This is a genomic window from Lysobacter sp. HDW10 (genome assembly GCF_011300685.1).
Taxonomy (GTDB): Bacteria; Pseudomonadota; Gammaproteobacteria; order Xanthomonadales; family Xanthomonadaceae; genus Solilutibacter.
Genome location: NZ_CP049864.1, coordinates 595,424 through 612,217 on the forward strand (window position 1 = coordinate 595,424; position 16,794 = coordinate 612,217).

Consider the following 16,794-nt stretch of genomic DNA (forward strand, 5'->3'; position numbering starts at 1 on the left):
GTGAGCATGACACAACCTGTTCAACGCAGAATCAAACTCGCGCGGCTCTTAGCCATCGCCACGATTTCCTTTGGCGTGCTGTTCTACACCATCGGAGCGGCGGTTAAGCCTGGTTATTCGCATTTCACACACTTCATTAGTGAACTCAATGCCACGGGCACACCTTGGGCAGTGCAACTCGGCCTAGCCGGCTTTGTGCCGCTTGGTCTACTCTTCGCCGCCTTCCTCGTGGCGGTAGCTCCAATCGCGCAGGTTCGCGGCACAAGTCGTCTAGGGCTGTGGCTATTGTGGTCGCAGCCCATCGCATTTATCGGAGCCGCCATCGCGCCATGCGATGCGGGCTGTCCAACTGGCGGTTCGCCAATACAGATGGCCCATGACGTCCTCGGACTCGCCACGTACCTTCCCTGCACGCTGGCGTTAGTGCTGCTTTCATTCGCCCCAAATTTGTTATCTGGCTGGCGGCTGTTCCTGCGTTTTGCTGGCGTCGCGTGGCTAATCCTTTTTGTGGCCATGCTTCAACCTGAGGTCATGCATGTTCGCGGATTGCTCCAGCGGGTTGCGGACGCATTACTCGCTGCCGCCGTCCTCATCATCGCGTGGCGTATGGTGGACAACGCACTGGCCACACCTAACAATTCATTCAAAGCGAGGCCGCTTCGCGGCGCTGCTTAATTCAGGCGTTAGACCGCTCTGGAGGACCTTGTCTCGTGGAGATATCTGCCCATATCCGCAGCGGCTTAGACGTCCACGAGCTCGTCGTTTCAACCGACGGGAATTCGCGACCGCTCGTCATCTCTGCTAGGCCTTCCGGTCGAGGCAGTGCCGTTAGCGGCGGCGAGCTTCTGATGGCTGCACTCGCAACCTGCTACTGCAATGACTTGTACCGTGAAGCCTCCCGACTGAGTGTCGCGATCGCAGGCTGTGAGGTTCGGGTCCAGGGCTACTTCAACGGCGTTGGTCTTGCCGCGCAGAGCGTTACGTACTCAGCCGTCGTGGAGTCCTCAGCACCGGCGGCACAGGTCGAGGCTTTGCTGGCTGAGACGGATCGGCTGGCAGAGGTCCACAACACACTCAGGACCGGTTGCGCCGTCAACCGCGTTGCGTGGTATGGGCCCGCGGACTAACAATGCGTTCAAGCCGACAACCCTTGGTTACGCCAACCACATGGCAGAGAGAGCTTGCCATGTGGTTCGCTCCACGACGCGGCGCGGCTTAACTTAGGTGTTAGGGCCCATGAGCAACATCGCCGCACTCCTGGCCACGAAGCGTGATTTCGCGCTCCTGCGTTGGGCCGGTGTGTTGTTCCTCGTTTGGCTCGGCTGCACGGGTCCTCTGCGCTGGCTAGCTGGCACAGTGCTCCCGCCGTGGTTTGTCGGCAGCGCGCCGAACTTCTTCGCCGGGCTCACGCTTACCTTCTGGCAGGCCTTCGCGGTGCCTTCGCGGCCATTGGGCTCGGCTGCCGTCGCTTTCGGGGTGCTGGCGCCCGTGGAAGCAATTCAAGTCTCCCTGCCGCAGCATCGCGCTGACCCGATCGATCTGATGGCAAGCCTTGTCGGCTGCTGTCTAGCCGCCGCGCTCTTGCATTGGCGCCGCCGCGTGGCCGAGCATGTGCCCTGACAATTCGTTCAAGCCGATACCGCTTCGCAACGCGGCTTAACTCAGGTGTTAGATTCCATGGAGCACCACTCATCCGAGCCACCACACTCCTGTTAGCCCTGTTTTTGCCGATCTCCACGCTGCCGGCCGCTAAACCACCGACCGAACCTGCTGCATTAAGAGTTCACCTCATGGAAACAAGTAAGGTTGTGGCAGTAGTGGACATCGAGGATCCATCGGCCGCCTTTAGAGACGACGGCGACTCCGATTCGTTGCAGATAGTCTTTCTCTCCAAGAATTCAGGATGCCCAAGTCGGGTATCGCCAGGCGGCGAGGTCATCTTTCTCTATAAGACCGACGATGACTTGCAAACCAAGCTCATCCGACGCAATTAGCTACACTCCACAGGTTGGCTTAATTCAAACGTTAGGGTGCGGATGGAACATTTGTACGCAATTGCTTACAGAAGCAAGGCAGCACGCGAGTTGACTTCGCAAGAGCTCGATCGCCTGTTGTTAGATGCCCGCACTTTTAATCAGAGGGCGAGTGTTACGGGCGTGCTTCTCTATCATGATGGTTCTTTCTTTCAGTTCTTCGAGGGTCCTGAGGAAGGCGTCGATGCCGTTTACCAGCGCATCCGCCCGGCGAGAACTCACACTAATATAGTTGAACTGTTGCGGGCTCCTTCTCGTTCACGACAATTTGAGTCCTGGCATATGGGATTCTGTGAAACGCCTGAGACCGAGCTGCAGACGCTTGCAACCGCGTCTTGGGAAGAAGCAATGCCAATCACCCGTGTTAGCTATGAGCGCTCGGAGGGTCTTGGCTTGTTGCTGAATTATTGGAACAAATGGAAAGCCGAGCCGCACCCTAGCATTTGAATCAAGCCGAAGCCGCTTCGCGGCTCGGCTTGATTCGGGCGTTAGACTGCGCTGGCTCGCTCGCCCTATCGCCCTGCGTGACAAGGTTTCTTGCAGGCTATGAACTAAGGTATCTGAAGCACTCGAAACAGAATTCTTTGTTTGATGGGGGGAAGAATGCGTCGCATCTTACTATTTGGTTTTCTCATTCTTGCAACAACCCCAGCTTTCTCCCACGGCGGTCGCCTCAACAAATATGGCTGCCATAACGACAGAAGGACTGGCGGATACCACTGTCACAGATCGGCAATGGCTCCTTCTGCGAATGCGCGTCGATCCCGCGACTCTGCCGGCGCACGGACTACACGTGCGAAGCGATACCGTGCTGAGGCTAAAAGCTTCGCTCGCGACAAGTACCGAAGTGCAAGGCAAAACACGCGCACGTTCGTTCGAGAGATCAGATACTTTGCCAATTGCTCCGAGGCACGCGCGCTTGGCGCGGCTCCTGTTCGACGCGGAGAACCCGGCTATGCTCGTCACCTTGATCGGGACAACGACGGCGTCGGATGTGAATAGCATCGTTCGCAATCTAACAGTTCGTTCAACCCCACATACCTCCGTGGCACGTGACTGACGCTTTGCGCTACGCTAGCCGCAGTCCCGCACCACTGGTTAAGTGAGGCGTTAGGCCGCATTTCGACCGCAAGGAATTTCAGGAATGGATATGTCTGTAACGGAAGCGCAGTCTGATATGCGACAGGGCTACCGCAGCGGAGCTACTGGCATCTTGGCCTCCGCGCTTGCCTGGTTCACCGCAGCGGGCGTCGCAGCACTCACATCTCCCCAAAAAGGAATCTGGGCGCTTCTCATCGGTGGAATGCTCATCCATCCAGTAGGCCTGCTTATATGCAAGCTCTTGGGATCGCGCGGCACTCATACAAAGGGCAACCCGTTTGGTTTGCTCGCCGGAGCAAGCACTTTCTGGCTCATCTTCTGCCTTCCCATCGCCTACTTGCTTAGCGCGCTGCAATCGAACCTATTCTTCCCTGCCTTGCTCCTGATCATTGGCGGTCGCTACCTCGTGTTCGCCACCATCTATGGTATGCGGCTCTATTGGGCTTTGGGGTTGGCGCTGGCCGGAGCGGGTTTCGCGTTGGCAAACATCAATGCCACTGCATCTGTGAGCGCCTTAGTTGGCGCAGTACTGGAGACGGTCTTTGCCATCGCCTGTTTGGGCCAACATCGTCGTTGGGCGCGGCCTAACAACTCATTCAAGCCGACACCGCTTCGCGGCGCGGATTAACTCTGGTGTAAGGCTGCAGCAACTGATTTCATGGCCATTGTCACACTCATAAAAACCACCGACGCGCATTTTGCTGCCGCAGCTGCTCCTGCAAACCCCCCTTCTGTCGCCGTCTTGTATAAGCTCGGTTTTAGAGAGACCAGACAAACCATTCAGCGCGCCAATGAGTCACTATCGCTATGGGCAAAAGCACCGGCAGCAGCTGAGCACTTGGCTCAATCCGGAACACGGTGGTATATCCAGAGATGAAGAATGTGACACTTATTGCGTTGTGGCTCTTAACCTTTTTCGTGCTGGCCGGTTGCGACGATGGCCATCTGCGAGGATCGGTCAGCCCGTCACAAGACGGCGGCACTTACCTTTCCGTCGTTGATGACAACGGAGGTGCTTGTGGACAGCTGCTACTTGACGGCAAGCTCTGGCCCTACAAGCTTGGTGAGCTTGGCACCGTATCGGTGGGCCGACACCGGATTGAGTGCGGCGGGTGGGTCGAGTTCGACATTCCGCGGGGCGTCGTCTATAAGTTTGACTATTGGGGACCGTAAGATGGTCTGTAACAATTCATTCAAACGTTAAACTGCAAAAAGACAATGTCGCACATCGATTTCAGCAAAGCCGAGAAAGCCATTATTGTCGGCAAAATTAAGCTCTATTTTTCGGAGGAGCTTAACCATCAGATTGGGCAATTTGACGCTGAGTTTCTCCTGGACTTCATTGGCCAGGAAATCGGCTCATACTTCTATAATCGGGGTCTGTATGACGCCCAATCTACGCTCAGCGAGAAGCTTTCGGACATTCAGGACGCCATCTTTCAACTTGAGCAACCTACGGATTTCAAGAAATGAGTCCGATCGCTCAGCCTAACAGTTCGTTCAACCCTACATACCTCCGTGGCACGCGGGTTAACTCCGGTGTTAGGTGTGCAATGAGAGCTCATCCAATCTTGCGTTGGCAACCCAAGCCATTTCCTTAAATGGTTCACTACCCTCTGGCACATTTTCGTACCATGACGCGTTCGCAGCCGAGGCGTAAGAATTGATTCAAGCCGGCGCAACTCAATTTACGCGTTAAACATTTTTGGAACAGGTATGCGCAAGGCACTTGGTACATTAACGGTTCTTCTATTGGTGTCAGCATCGTGTGCGGCAAGCGAAGTGGATGACTTCACGTATCTATTCGCCAAGACTTGCATGCAGAACTTCTACACGCCTGAAAATTTGGTTACGCAAATGGCGGCGAACCCCGTACTAGAAGCGGAAAGTGCTAAGTTTTTTCTAGGCAGCGGCGTTGGCACGGCTTGGTCAATTGACGATGGCAACGCTAAGTATGTCGTGGCACTTCGTAACGACAATGTTTGCGTGGTCTTTGCGGCGCAGGCACCCATTGAGGAGGTCACGCACAATTTTGTACATAGCGTGAGCACGGCGCCCCCGCCCTTAGTGGCTGTCGAAAGACCGGGATTGGTCCCGAGCACAGAGCACATAAGGACGACTGCCTACGGCTGGTCACGAGAGCAAGACAAGACGGAGCTGCTGTTCACTCTGACGACGTCAAGCGACCACCTCTCTCCAGTCAAAGCAATGGCGTCCGTGGCACTCGTTGCCAAATAGGTCTAACGGCGCGTTCAAGCACGCTGCACGATATTCGCTTCAAATGTCGTAACGAAGCGAGCAATTGCTCAGAATCACGGCGCGCAGCTCACGATCCCTCAAGAGGGAGAGCTGATCCTTCAAAATCCATTTCGAGGCTCAATTCTTACTGCCATGGATGCCAACCCCAAGCTTGAGTCATCGCCGGATGGAACAATCGTGCCAAATACATCCAACGTCGAGATCCTCGCGAAGGCTGTCTTATCTACCAGGATGGGCGCGCTCGAATAGCGCTTCACTTCCAGCAGGGCGTGTCGCTGCGAACCAGGAATTGCATGTCTTCGGGGCACACGGCTCAGGCATTGCGTTACGCTAGGCGCTTCCCTGCACCAATACGAATGCAGGTTAACGCTGGTGTCAGGCTGCGGGGAGGCAGCATCCCAATATGGACAAACAACAAGCCGAACGCGTTTCCGATGCAATTCTAGAACCGGCCAGACAGGTTCAGGATATTCGCCGAAGCGAAATTGAACTCAAGGCACATCGACTGGCACATAAACAGCGTCAGGCGAAAATTGTCGGCCCAATACTTCTGATTTTTGGTGCCGTGGGTTGGCAATTGGCGACGCACCTCAACATCTCTGCCAGCAAAGGAATTCTTGCTGGTTCGATCGTTGGTTTAGCCGTTGGCCTGTTCGTAGCGCGCTGGAAACTCAAATCGACTTCAACCCAATAGCGCGTTCAACCCAGGATCTTTTCGATCCGTAGGATTGCTGCCTCACCGCTGCGCTAGTCCTATTCCCGCTGCGCTATGCCGCCGAGCTAACTCAGGCCTCATCCCCCTGAAAACCATGGTGGCGGCACCGTGGCGGCTACTGGCGGGTAAATGTCGTATTGATAGAATCGATTTGGTCGCACGCTTCAGATGGTCCAACACCCATCGGAGCTTTGTCATGGAACATGAAATGAAGATCTCATCATCTGTCGTACGTCGCCTGCGCACAGCGCGCGGGTGGTCCCAGGATCAGCTGGCCGTCGCATCCGGACTAAGCCTGCGCACAATCCAACGGGTTGAGGCGGAAGGTATCGCCTCTATGGACACGGCAGTAAGTCTCGCAGCAACCTTTGAGATCCGGCTTATCGAGCTGCAGGAAGATCAGCACGCATCCACTAACGAGAAGCCCGCGTTGGGTCACAGTGCGCTGTTCTTCGGCACTGCTGTTATCACCGTGGCGGCGCTCAGTGAGTCGGGACGGTTGCCTAGCCCTCAATCCGACGCCTTCACGGCAATTAATGTTTTAGCTGCCATTGTCGGCGCCGCGCTGCTGGTACCGTCTCTTGTGCGTGCTTTCAAAGATCGTCAGTACATTGGCGCTGCACTAGCGCTCATTGGTACATTCCTGATTACGCTTCTGGCTGGCGGAGGCATTTATGCACTTATTGGCCAACGGCCTCTGACTTGGCAGTTAGCCGGTTTCGGTGTCTCGGGCGCTGTATTGGTCTTCATTGCGATTCGAGAACTTAGAAGTGCCAACAGTCCAGCCCGCGTCTAGCATTTCGATCAAGCTGACGTTGCTTCACGGCGCGGCTTGAATCAACGGTAGTGGTGCATGTAAAGCTTGCGCAGATCTTTCATTCCGGATGCGTTTCGCGTCTTGCCAGGCAAGAAAACGCGGTGCGCAAGTGATTACACTAAGTAACTCGGGTGAATCCAGTGTTAGAGGGTAAGATGAAGAAAGCTAGCGTTTGGATCCTTTTGCTTCTCCCGACCTTCGCTTACGGGCAAGAATCCTTGAAAATTCGTGAGTCTACGAAGGGGAATTTCGTTGCCACCCTCAATTCGAGTAGAGAGCTGAGCATTGAGGAATCACAAAGCAGAGTACTCGCGCAGGCCGCCCAGTTCTGCGGAGAACTCATCCCACAGCTGGGTCGTTACAAATTCAATTTGAGCAAGCCAACATCAGTGGCTCAACAATCGAACGAAAAATTTGAGTTCAATCAAGATTTCACGTGCCAAGATCACGCAAGCGTTGAACCGAGCGACATTCATCCAACATCAATTTCCGATGCTGAGAAAAAGCGCGTCGTCGACCTGGCCACCAGCGAAACCAGAAAAATCATTAGCGCCTCAAATGCAACCACGTATGAAGCGTTCCACAAATATTTCTCTGCCACGTTAAGTTCGATGTTTCCTTTGGAAGAATGGATTGACCACCAAACGACGTTGCACAGCAACGCAGGTGCCATGAAGCCAGACCCGCTGCTTAAGGTCACGACCTATCTGGACCCGCAGAATGCGCCCGGACCCGGACTCTACATCGCTGTTGATTTTCAAGTCAGCTATGATCGTGCGCCCTTCAGATGCGGCTACCTGATTTGGCTATTTGACCAGCAAGCAAATCTTTCCGTATTGCGAATTGAAGACGGCATCATCTATAGCAAGGTCGCGTCTGGTATGACGAAGGAAGCGCTTGAGCAAACGAAGCAACAGTACCGCTGCTTTGCCCCGTAATTCGTTGTTCAAGCCGATGCCGTTTCGTGGCACGCGTTTGTGGCGATGCGCTACGCTAAGCTCAGCAACGTTTTCTTGAGTTCCACGCTGTTGTTGCATGCGGGCGAGCTCTGCCGTTAGACCGTAGAACTACACGCTCACCCTCGGAGAAAAGCATGCAACGTGTGACTGGCATTGGTGGCATCTTCTTCAAGTCTACGGACCCGAAAGCACTCAGTGCGTGGTACCGCGATCATCTTGGCCTGGACGTGTCGGACTGGGGTGGTGCCATCTTTCGTTGGGGTGGCTCAGACAGCCCCTCGGGAACGACCATCTGGAGTCCGTTCGCAGACGATACCAACTACATGGCGCCGAGCTCGGCGCCTTTCATGATCAACTTTCGCGTGGCCGACCTCGATGCACTTCTCGCGGCGCTGCGTCTGGAGGGCTGCTCTGTTCTCGACAAGACCGATTCATCCGAACAAGGCAAGTTCGGGTGGGTCATTGATCCGGACGGCAACAAGATCGAGCTGTGGCAACCACCTGCTGGGCAATGAGCAAGGGCCGCGGCCGAATAGTCCGTTCAATTTGAATCTGCGCTATTCCGCGAGTTGCGCAGAAGTAGAACGTCCCCCGCGATTGGCTACACTACGCGAATCCGGTTAACTCAGACCTTAGGTCTCTAATGAACGGTTGTCTCAAAAGCCTGGTTGTCTTGGCGCTGCTCGCGTTCTCGATGTCTGCCTTAGCCGGCAAAGCCCATCTCGGTTTCACCGTCCATTACACGCTCAAGCGCAGTGCCTTTGACGCGAAGCTTGATCATGTCGTCGTGACCAAAGTCAAAGAGAACTCGCCCGCAATGCGCGCCGGGCTCATGCCAGGCGATGTCATTGAGGTTTTGAATGGCGCCGTGGTATCTGGCAATTCCGCACGCAAGCTCGACAATGAAATGGGTGCCGTCCAACCCGGTGACACCGTCAAGATGACCGTGTTGCGCTCTGGCAAAAGGATTGCCATCCGCATGGTTGCTGTTGAGAGCTAGCAAATCATTAGGGCCGACGCGGCTTTAGGGCGAGGTCTAAGTTGAGTGTTTGGTCGTATGCCAATCGTCACCCGCACATGCAGCACTTACGCATTGCTTTACACGTCGACAACAGTACGGGCTCGCGCAACGGAATTTATTCATGACCACTGAAAAGAACCTCGGCCGGCTAGCAGGTGCGCTGTATCTCGTCGTTGTTTTGACCGGCGTGTTCAGCCTGATGTATGTGCCTTCTCAGATCACGATTACGGATGACCCCGCTGCATCCGCGAACTCAATAGTCGCGCATAGCGCCTTGTTCCGAGCCGGCATCGCAGCTTTCTTGATCAAGCAAGTTGCGTTTTTGCTGCTGCCGCTTGTGCTGTACAAACTCCTGCGCCCAGTGCAACAAAGCATTGCGGCGCTGATGGTCGCACTTGCTGTTGTGAGCGTGCCGATCGCGCTCGTCAGTTTGGCAAACAGGCTTGATGTACTCGACATGCTCAATGGCCCACATAGCCAGGCGTTCACGCTTGAACAGCAGCAATCGCAGGCCATGCTTTCCCTCCATGCATATGGCAATGGCTTACTTGTGACAACGCTTTTCTGGGGGCTTTGGTTACTCCCCTTCGGATACTTGGTATTGCGTTCAGGGTTTCTGCCAAAGATCCTTGGCGTGTTCCTGATTCTTGGCGGGCTTTGCTATGTGGCTCAAGTGTTCTGGGAAATTCTTTTGCCAGTAGTAGCTTTTCCGGACACCGTATTGCTGAGCGCCGCAATCGGGGAGATCGGCATTTGCCTATGGCTTCTCATCGTCGGTGTTGGCAAACGCCCGACTTTGAATTCACCCTAATGCTAGACAATGGAACAAGTTGATCTCCGGCATTCACCTCACTAGGCGACATTGATGGCATTCAAACCGAAGCGTTACACATTAGTCGCGCCGTATCTTTCAGTGAGTGCCGCGCAAGAAACGGTTGATTTTTTGGGCAAAGCGCCGGATCAAGCAGATGACACCGACAAACGCGGCGGGTTCCAACATGCAGGCGGTGCGACCTGGTGGGTGAGCACACAAATGGATGAGGCTTAACAACTTATATGGAAACGTTTCTCTATTTGGCAGCATTTCTCGCTGCTGCGCTGGGCGTTGCGCACTCCGTACTTGGCGAGAAGTACATTCTTGTTCGGCTCTTCCGTCGCGATAATTTGCCCAAGCTCTTTGGCGGCACCACATTCACCACCGGCACACTGCGCTTTACGTGGCATATCACCACGGTTGCATGGTTTGGATTTGCTGCGCTGCTTTTTCATGCAGGCCGCGGCGACTTGAATACTACCGGCGTGCTGAAAATTGTGGGTACCACCTTCATCGCATCTGGCTTCCTTCCGCTTTTCATTACGCGCGGCAGGCATTTGTCTTGGCTGGTACTGTTCTGCATCGGCGGCATTGCACTCTGGGGCGCGGCTTGACGCCAACCTTGGCACGCGATGAACGCTGATTCCGAGGACAGCGCGGAAGGCCAGCTCGCATCTTGAAGTTGGCTACACTACGCGAATCGGACTCAGGCATTGGGTCTAGTTCACTGGAGGCGCCTATGCGATTCGCTGTCAGCTTTGTCGCTTTCCTGCTGCTGACGGGTTGCGCCACCCTTCCGGAAGACAACGGCGAGCATCCGATTCCAAACGGTGCTGCCGTAGCCCAATCCGTCGAGTTGTGTAAAACCCGAATTGCTGAGCTCAGAGCACGACTGGGTGAGCCGAGTCGTGAGGGCGTTCTTGGGCGCGCTCGCATCACCACTTGGGTGGTGGCTTGGGATCCTTTGACGAAATATCTGGGCGTCATGACCAACGACTCGGGTACGGTGGTTGACGTCTACTGGGACCTGCCTTCTGAGGTGACTTGGGCGCCGACTGATCGATGCAAGTGAGTCACGGCAACATGCGCGCGCTATTTGTTCACGGCCTGGGCCGCACGCCACTTTCAAGCTGGCCATTACTTTTGCAGCTTCGACGCGCCGGCTTTGCGACAGACACGTTTGGCTATTTCGCAGCTGCACAGAGTTTCGCTCAGATACGGGAGCGGCTCACTGCAAAGGTCACGATGCTTGCTGCGCGGGATGATGGGTACGTGTTGATTGGACACTCATTGGGCGGCGTTCTGATTCGCGCGGCGGTCAATGCGCTTCCGCCCGGCACACCGCAACCGAGTCATGTCTTCTTGCTCGGTTCACCCATTCGAGCGTCTCGACTCGCTCAGAAGTTACAGAATAACCTCGTCTTCCGCGTGGTATCGGGCGATTGCGGGCAACTGCTCGGCTCTGAAAATAGAATGCAAGAGATCCATGCACTCTCAGCGCCGACAACGAGCATTGTTGGCGATCGTGGCATTGCTTCCACGCATGGTCCTTTTGCAGGTGAAGCGAACGACAGTATTGGTCCAGTGTCGGAAGCAACGGCTGATTGGTTCACTGCGCAGGTTCGGATTCCGTGCATCCACACCCTGCTTCCAGCCAGTCGACGTGTGGGTAAGATCATCATCGAAAGCATGGGCATGGCGAATTAGCCAATCATCCAAATGCCTGGCTCGTTGCCATGGCGCACGCGTTCGGCTTTGCGCTACGCTAGCGTCTGTTCCGCGCCACTTTGGGATGCGGGCCAATTTGGGCTTCGGCCATCAGTCGCGGGGAGCAACGGCTTGAAGATATGGACAGCACTACTGGGGAAATCCGGTCTGGGAAAAATGACCGCCCGTGAGTACGAAGCAAATCTCAACGGTTTGAATATGTTCTTCGGCGCGGTACTGGGTTTCGTTCTAGCCGGCACAGAAAAGCTGACCGATCTTCAGTTCGGGGTCGTTCTTTTCTTCCTCGCTTGTACCGTGATCACGATTCTGTTTATTTCATCAAGCCGACATCGCGTCATGTATGCCGTGCTTGCGCTGGTGTATTCCGCGAGCTTCCCGGAGATGACTGACTATGTTCTGCGAGGACATGATTTGGTGTCAGGAAAGCTTCGCCCCACACTCCTTGTATGGACGGCGATGACCATCATGGTTGAGTTCTGGGCGCGCGATAAGGCGCCGGTTGCGGATGCAGCCACGATTGCGGACGAAAGCGCCGCTTCGTAACGCGGATTGTCCACGGCAAGCGACACGCACTTCAACGTTTAAACACAAAGGCAAACACATGCAGCCCTCAAAACCGAAGCAGTACAAACCTGGGCGCGCCGTTGCGGTCGGCCTCATCCTCGGAACGTTCGCCGGCATTGTGTTGCATAAGCTCGCATTGGGCATTATTTGCGGCTTGATCATTGGTTTGGCTGTAGATGCCCGTAAACGAAAGACAGCGTCGGATAGCACGCTAGATGGAAATGATGGTTGACCTGCCAAATGGCAAACTTGACGATACTGGCGTTGTCGTTCGCACTTTTGCGAAGCACAAGACGTTTTAGATAGAGAAGCCCATGGAACCCATTTCGTTTGACGACTTCATGAAAGTGGAGCTTCGTGTTGGCAAGATCATCGATGCAAGCGTGTTCAAAGAGGCACGAAAGCCAGCCTACATTCTGCACGTCGATTTCGGCGACGAGATCGGCGTCAAGAAATCCAGCGCGCAGATTACGGCGCTTTATCAGCCCGAAGCACTTATTGGCAGGCTTGTTCTTGCGGTCGTCAACTTTCCCCGCAAGCAGGTGGGCCCGCTGATGTCGGAATGTCTGGTTACCGGCTTTCACAACGAGAACGGTGAGGTTTCGCTCTGCGTACCAGACAAGGCTGTTCCACTCGGCACACGCTTGTTGTAGCGACGCCGCATAGGCCCGCAAACTTGGTATTGGTCTAGGTCTTTCGTCTAGTGACCATATGCACGCTCTCAACCGCGCAGCACATTGGATGCTAGCGCTTCGAACGGAGCCAGTGCCATGTCCCAACTTGAAGACATCCAAATTCCGACCAAGGTAAAACTGAGCTTGCTTTGGACCTGCACGATTCTCTGCTACTTGTATTGCGACTACTTCGGCCTGTACGTGCCCGGGAAGATCAGCGGGATCATGGCGGGGAAGGCGGACCCGCTAGGCGCCATCACCCAATCGAGCCTGCTTGCCATGGGCATGTTGCTGTTGGTGCCTTGCTTGATGGTGGCCGCAAGCATCTTTCTGAAACCGCAGTATTCGCGCTGGATGAATCTCATCGTCGGGGCGATTTACACGATCCTTATGGCCGCCATCGCCGTGACCGTTAGCTGGACGTTCTACCGGATTTACGCTGGTGCAGAAGTACTCCTGACGCTCACGATTGTCTTGGTTGCTTGGCGCTGGCCGAGGGTGGGCGTTCCGACGACTCGGTGACGCCGCTGAGCTGTTGAATGGCGCTGTAGTTTCCGGCCGAGTGACGCCTTAAGATTGACCTGCTGCGCGCTTCCAAAAGGCGTCTTGTCAGTCGCGTCACGGTGGAGCACACATGAAAAACGACTTTCGCATTCCGCTCATGAGCGTCTCAAAGGTCTATCCCGCCTATGTCGCCAAGGCGGAGCGGAAGAACCGCACCAAAGCGGAAGTCGATCAGCTCATTTGCTGGCTCACCGGATATAGTCAGTCGCAGTTGGACAAGCAGCTGAAGAAAGACATCAACTTCGAATCATTCTTTGCTGAGGCACCTGCCCTTCACCCCAACAGCGCACGCATTTGCGGTGTCATTTGCGGTGTGCGCGTCGAGGACATTGAAGATCCGACTGTTCAGCTCGCGAGGCGTCTGGATAAGATCATTGACGAACTCGCGAAAGGCAAAACACTCGAGAAGATCATGCGTCAATGACGATCTGATTGCACTTAGACAAAAAACGGACGCAGCGTGCTCAAGACCTACATAAGAGATCTCAAACCCGGAAAGATAACGCTTTGGTGTTATCTCATTTGGTATCTGGTAACGGTCATTCTGTACTTTGATCCGCAACCTCGGATTTGGATCAACTCACTCGGCATCAGCGCGATCATTGGCACGGCGCTTCTGTTAAGCGTGAAGAAGGGTGCGGAGACGGATCACTGGCAGACCTTCAGACTTTTCATGATGCCGTTTGGTGTGTCCAGTTTCGCTGCACTCATTAAGAGCAAAGGCTTCTATTTGGTCTTTCCTTCCAATCTCCAACATCTGGGCGTGCTCATCGGCGCCTGCCTGTCGTTTCTGCTGATCGTTGGTTTACTGAAAGGGTGGATGGCGCCGCATGATGAAGCGGGCGCCTAAGCGGGTGGGCATTTAGCCAATAAGCGGCCACGGGCATCCGCTTAGCTGCCATCATTAGGTCACTGGTTGCACGGGGTGCCTTTGGGAAGCTTTTTCTTGCAGTGGCGGTGTTGCTGGCGCGCCATGATCAGGATTCGAAGCGACACGCATGCCCGACCTGTCGGATTGACCCACCTTAGGAGACTTACATGTACAAGCCATTTTTAGTTGCAGCTGTATTGTCTTGCTTCGCGACGCCTGCCTTGGCGGATTGCAAGAATCCCGTGACACAGTTGGACATGAATCAATGTGCTGCGAGTGACTTGGCGCGCGCTGACGCCAAGCTCAATGCCAATTACAAGAAGCTCATGACGCTGCTGGATGCAAATCAAAAAGCCGAGGTGAAAGGGGTTCAACTTGCATGGATCAAATTCAAAGATCTCAACTGCAAGTTTGAATCATCAAGCGCAGAAGGCGGATCGATGCAGCCGCTGCTCCGCGATTCGTGTTTGATCGATTTGACAGAGGCGCGCAACAAAGACATCTTGAGCTGGATTGAATCGTTTGGCATGTAGTGGCGTACGTTGCGTCATTCCATTGGAGACAGCCATGAAGCGCACCGTTTCAGCTTTGCGCGTCAACTTGATTCACGCCAAGGCATGTGAGGCATCGAACTGTCGTGATAGGTCTTAAACAGCTCGAGATCATCTGCCCCAGGTGCGCGGCGCATGCTGTTTTTCGCGAGCCCTATGCGTTTCATTCGGGCGATGGTGCGGAGACCGTGCTTCGATGGGGCAATTGGCACATTGTGGAGCGTTATCCCGAGCTTTTACCGTGGCGCGCACCGGCAGGTAGCAACAACCAATATCTAACCTATGGCGAAAGCGACGGCGATGGCTATGCGTTGTTCAAGGAAGGTGTCGTCGAATGCAAGGCGTGCGCCGCGTCGTTCGTACATGCCTTGGCATGGCCGACAGATGCATGGTGGCAATGGTCAATTCGCGGACAGATGCTCTGGGCATGGGACCGTGCACATGCCGAACAGATTTTGACCTACGTGCGTGCGGCAGATCGCCCGCCTCGCCCCATCCATGGGCCCTTGGGAAGTTTGCCCACGCACTTCCTGACCGCAAAAATTCGGCCTACAGTGGTGAAGGTGATGACGCGCAAGTTGACGGAGAAGACTTGATGCAAGGACGTTCGTACAGGTTGCCAGTCGACACACATGATTGCTAGGTTGCCGCGCTGGGTGTGGCCCGCGACGTGGGTGCTGGCTTTCATGGCAGGGATCATCAACGTCGTCGGCTTCTTGGGGTTCGAGCATCAAGGCATCACCCACTTGACGGGCACCACCTCGATGCTGGGCGCCGCAATCGCGGACGCAAATATGTCGGGTGTGTTGCACTTTGCATTGTTGATTGTCGCGTTCGTTCTGGGTTGCGCGATCAGTGGCTTCGTTATTCAAGACAGTAAGTTTCAACTTGGGCGACGCTACGGTGTGGCATTGCTGTTCACTTCGTCACTCCTGTTTCTCTCTGTGCCACTGCTGTCACGAGGCAGCGCATGGGGCATGTATTCGGCGGCATGTGCCGCCGGCATACAGAACGCGATGGTCAGTGCCTTTAGTGGTGCGGTCGTTCGCACGACGCACGTCTCGGGCATGCTGACGGATCTCGGCATTTCGTTGGGCCATGTATTGCGTCGTTTGCCGCTGGATACACCGAGGCTTCGATTGAGTCTTACGGTGATTACGGGTTTCTTGTGCGGCGGCATTGCGGGCGCGCTGTTGTTTCGTGCAGTGCGTTATGAGGCCTTGCTTGTACCGGCGTCGCTTTCTGCGCTTGCTGCAGTGAGCTATGTCGTGTTTCGTCTTCGTCATCCTCGCCAACACTAGGCCGGCGTACACTGAATCCGTCTGCAAGAACGGGTGAGTCTCGTGACTGTAAAACTCAAGCGTGCCTACGACGCACCTGCCGACCAGGATGGCTACAGGGTGCTCGTCGACCGTCTTTGGCCACGTGGCGTGGCCAAAGCAAAGGCCAAGATCGACCTCTGGCTAAAAGACGTTGCCCCTTCGACCGAGCTTCGCAAATGGTTTGCGCATGATCCTGAGAAATGGGCTGAGTTCAAGAAGAAGTACGCTGAAGAACTCAAGAAGAACCCGGCGTGGGACGAACTCAAATCGTTGGCCAAAGGCAAGTCCATCACCTTGATCTATGCGGCCAAGGATGAAGTCCATAATGAAGCCGCTTATCTCAAACAACGCCTGGACCGTGGAAAATCGCATGCGTAAACACACGCCGCTTTTGAAGCGCGCCGCACCAACGGGCATGTATGTCGCCGCTTTTTTATGCGCCATTGTTGCAACCAGCAGCAATGCGCAACAAGCGCGTGTGCCCATCGTCGGCCTGCCCTGTGAAGGCTGCGAAGCGGTCTTTGATGGACAACCCGCGCAACTCAACGCGCGTGCACGTATTGCGCCGCTGGCGGAGCCGGGCTCGCGACGTACTACATCGACGACATCATGTTCACCGATGATGCGCGTTTGACGCCAAAGCAGATTCAGCGAATCGCGAAGAACCGCGGTGGAAACGGCATCTCGACACCGGTGCATCACAATGGCGTTTGGTATGTCACGCGTGACATTCAACTCGGCAAGAACATTCCCGGGTATGCCGCGTGCAAGGCCTGACATTGCGTTTAGTTGAGGTGATTT

General features: G+C 55.0%; 30 protein-coding genes. All 30 read left to right on the plus strand.

Annotated features, from left to right (window positions below):
- Positions 1 to 6 precede the first annotated feature (6 nt).
- On the plus strand, positions 7 to 675 hold the full coding sequence (locus G7069_RS02895) for a DUF998 domain-containing protein (RefSeq protein WP_166294092.1): 669 nt from the start codon (positions 7 to 9) through the stop codon (positions 673 to 675).
- Positions 676 to 848: 173 nt separating this feature from the next.
- Positions 849 to 1,127, plus strand: coding sequence for an OsmC family protein (locus G7069_RS02900; RefSeq protein ID WP_240912647.1), 279 nt, complete (start codon positions 849 to 851; stop codon positions 1,125 to 1,127).
- A gap of 109 nt (positions 1,128 to 1,236) precedes the next feature.
- Positions 1,237 to 1,620 (plus strand): hypothetical protein, encoded by a 384-nt coding sequence (locus G7069_RS02905; RefSeq protein WP_166294096.1) that lies wholly within the window; start codon positions 1,237 to 1,239, stop codon positions 1,618 to 1,620.
- A 416-nt stretch (positions 1,621 to 2,036) separates the two neighbouring features.
- Positions 2,037 to 2,480 carry a BLUF domain-containing protein gene (locus G7069_RS02910; protein ID WP_166294099.1) on the plus strand — a complete coding sequence of 148 codons (444 nt, stop codon included), beginning with the start codon at positions 2,037 to 2,039 and terminating at the stop codon, positions 2,478 to 2,480.
- 697 nt (positions 2,481 to 3,177) lie between these two features.
- Positions 3,178 to 3,762, plus strand: coding sequence for a hypothetical protein (locus G7069_RS02920; RefSeq protein WP_166294103.1), 585 nt, complete (start codon positions 3,178 to 3,180; stop codon positions 3,760 to 3,762).
- 245 nt (positions 3,763 to 4,007) lie between these two features.
- Positions 4,008 to 4,307: a hypothetical protein gene (locus tag G7069_RS02925; RefSeq protein WP_166294105.1), complete on the plus strand. Its 300-nt coding sequence runs from the start codon at positions 4,008 to 4,010 to the stop codon at positions 4,305 to 4,307.
- 45 nt (positions 4,308 to 4,352) lie between these two features.
- Positions 4,353 to 4,607: a DUF2164 domain-containing protein gene (locus tag G7069_RS02930; RefSeq protein WP_166294107.1), complete on the plus strand. Its 255-nt coding sequence runs from the start codon at positions 4,353 to 4,355 to the stop codon at positions 4,605 to 4,607.
- A gap of 243 nt (positions 4,608 to 4,850) precedes the next feature.
- Complete coding sequence (locus G7069_RS02935) at positions 4,851 to 5,372, plus strand: hypothetical protein (RefSeq protein ID WP_166294109.1); 522 nt, start codon at positions 4,851 to 4,853, stop codon at positions 5,370 to 5,372.
- Positions 5,373 to 5,796: 424 nt separating this feature from the next.
- Positions 5,797 to 6,087, plus strand: a complete 291-nt coding sequence (locus G7069_RS02940; RefSeq protein ID WP_166294111.1) for a hypothetical protein — start codon at positions 5,797 to 5,799, stop codon at positions 6,085 to 6,087.
- 217 nt (positions 6,088 to 6,304) lie between these two features.
- Positions 6,305 to 6,904 (plus strand): helix-turn-helix domain-containing protein, encoded by a 600-nt coding sequence (locus G7069_RS02945; RefSeq protein ID WP_205758738.1) that lies wholly within the window; start codon positions 6,305 to 6,307, stop codon positions 6,902 to 6,904.
- Positions 6,905 to 7,080: 176 nt separating this feature from the next.
- Entirely contained in the window at positions 7,081 to 7,863 is a 783-nt protein-coding gene (locus tag G7069_RS02950) for a DUF4019 domain-containing protein (protein ID WP_166294113.1), read from the plus strand.
- Between the two features lie 155 nt (positions 7,864 to 8,018).
- Positions 8,019 to 8,399 carry a VOC family protein gene (locus tag G7069_RS02955; RefSeq protein WP_166294115.1) on the plus strand — a complete coding sequence of 127 codons (381 nt, stop codon included), beginning with the start codon at positions 8,019 to 8,021 and terminating at the stop codon, positions 8,397 to 8,399.
- Between the two features lie 128 nt (positions 8,400 to 8,527).
- Entirely contained in the window at positions 8,528 to 8,884 is a 357-nt protein-coding gene (locus tag G7069_RS02960; protein WP_166294117.1) for a PDZ domain-containing protein, read from the plus strand.
- Positions 8,885 to 9,026: 142 nt separating this feature from the next.
- A complete protein-coding gene (locus G7069_RS02965; RefSeq protein ID WP_166294120.1) occupies positions 9,027 to 9,716 on the plus strand; it encodes a DUF4386 domain-containing protein in 690 nt (229 codons plus the stop codon).
- Between the two features lie 54 nt (positions 9,717 to 9,770).
- On the plus strand, positions 9,771 to 9,953 hold the full coding sequence (locus G7069_RS02970; protein WP_166294122.1) for a hypothetical protein: 183 nt from the start codon (positions 9,771 to 9,773) through the stop codon (positions 9,951 to 9,953).
- A gap of 8 nt (positions 9,954 to 9,961) precedes the next feature.
- Positions 9,962 to 10,333, plus strand: coding sequence for a hypothetical protein (locus tag G7069_RS02975; protein WP_166294125.1), 372 nt, complete (start codon positions 9,962 to 9,964; stop codon positions 10,331 to 10,333).
- A 125-nt stretch (positions 10,334 to 10,458) separates the two neighbouring features.
- Complete coding sequence (locus G7069_RS02980; RefSeq protein WP_166294127.1) at positions 10,459 to 10,791, plus strand: hypothetical protein; 333 nt, start codon at positions 10,459 to 10,461, stop codon at positions 10,789 to 10,791.
- Between the two features lie 11 nt (positions 10,792 to 10,802).
- Entirely contained in the window at positions 10,803 to 11,426 is a 624-nt protein-coding gene (locus G7069_RS02985; protein WP_166297462.1) for an alpha/beta fold hydrolase, read from the plus strand.
- Between the two features lie 177 nt (positions 11,427 to 11,603).
- Complete coding sequence (locus G7069_RS02990; protein WP_166294129.1) at positions 11,604 to 11,990, plus strand: hypothetical protein; 387 nt, start codon at positions 11,604 to 11,606, stop codon at positions 11,988 to 11,990.
- A gap of 58 nt (positions 11,991 to 12,048) precedes the next feature.
- Positions 12,049 to 12,243: a hypothetical protein gene (locus tag G7069_RS02995; RefSeq protein ID WP_166294131.1), complete on the plus strand. Its 195-nt coding sequence runs from the start codon at positions 12,049 to 12,051 to the stop codon at positions 12,241 to 12,243.
- Positions 12,244 to 12,325: 82 nt separating this feature from the next.
- Positions 12,326 to 12,664, plus strand: a complete 339-nt coding sequence (locus tag G7069_RS03000) for a tRNA-binding protein (RefSeq protein ID WP_166294133.1) — start codon at positions 12,326 to 12,328, stop codon at positions 12,662 to 12,664.
- 117 nt (positions 12,665 to 12,781) lie between these two features.
- The gene (locus tag G7069_RS03005) at positions 12,782 to 13,207 is read left to right on the plus strand and encodes a DUF6326 family protein (RefSeq protein ID WP_166294135.1); all 426 of its coding nucleotides are present in this window, start codon (positions 12,782 to 12,784) and stop codon (positions 13,205 to 13,207) included.
- A 112-nt stretch (positions 13,208 to 13,319) separates the two neighbouring features.
- Positions 13,320 to 13,673 carry a DUF2200 domain-containing protein gene (locus G7069_RS03010; protein WP_166294137.1) on the plus strand — a complete coding sequence of 118 codons (354 nt, stop codon included), beginning with the start codon at positions 13,320 to 13,322 and terminating at the stop codon, positions 13,671 to 13,673.
- Between the two features lie 36 nt (positions 13,674 to 13,709).
- Positions 13,710 to 14,099 (plus strand): hypothetical protein, encoded by a 390-nt coding sequence (locus G7069_RS03015; protein ID WP_205758740.1) that lies wholly within the window; start codon positions 13,710 to 13,712, stop codon positions 14,097 to 14,099.
- A 188-nt stretch (positions 14,100 to 14,287) separates the two neighbouring features.
- Positions 14,288 to 14,653: a lysozyme inhibitor LprI family protein gene (locus G7069_RS03020; protein ID WP_166294139.1), complete on the plus strand. Its 366-nt coding sequence runs from the start codon at positions 14,288 to 14,290 to the stop codon at positions 14,651 to 14,653.
- Between the two features lie 104 nt (positions 14,654 to 14,757).
- Positions 14,758 to 15,267, plus strand: coding sequence for a hypothetical protein (locus G7069_RS03025; RefSeq protein WP_166294141.1), 510 nt, complete (start codon positions 14,758 to 14,760; stop codon positions 15,265 to 15,267).
- A 36-nt stretch (positions 15,268 to 15,303) separates the two neighbouring features.
- Positions 15,304 to 15,972, plus strand: a complete 669-nt coding sequence (locus G7069_RS03030) for a YoaK family protein (RefSeq protein ID WP_166294143.1) — start codon at positions 15,304 to 15,306, stop codon at positions 15,970 to 15,972.
- Positions 15,973 to 16,014: 42 nt separating this feature from the next.
- On the plus strand, positions 16,015 to 16,371 hold the full coding sequence (locus G7069_RS03035) for a DUF488 family protein (RefSeq protein ID WP_166294145.1): 357 nt from the start codon (positions 16,015 to 16,017) through the stop codon (positions 16,369 to 16,371).
- The gene (locus G7069_RS03040; RefSeq protein ID WP_166294147.1) at positions 16,364 to 16,627 is read left to right on the plus strand and encodes a hypothetical protein; all 264 of its coding nucleotides are present in this window, start codon (positions 16,364 to 16,366) and stop codon (positions 16,625 to 16,627) included. The genes G7069_RS03035 and G7069_RS03040 overlap by 8 nt, the downstream gene beginning before the upstream one ends.
- Complete coding sequence (locus G7069_RS03045) at positions 16,603 to 16,770, plus strand: hypothetical protein (RefSeq protein ID WP_166294149.1); 168 nt, start codon at positions 16,603 to 16,605, stop codon at positions 16,768 to 16,770. Before G7069_RS03040 ends, G7069_RS03045 begins: the two co-directional genes overlap by 25 nt.
- Positions 16,771 to 16,794 lie beyond the last annotated feature (24 nt).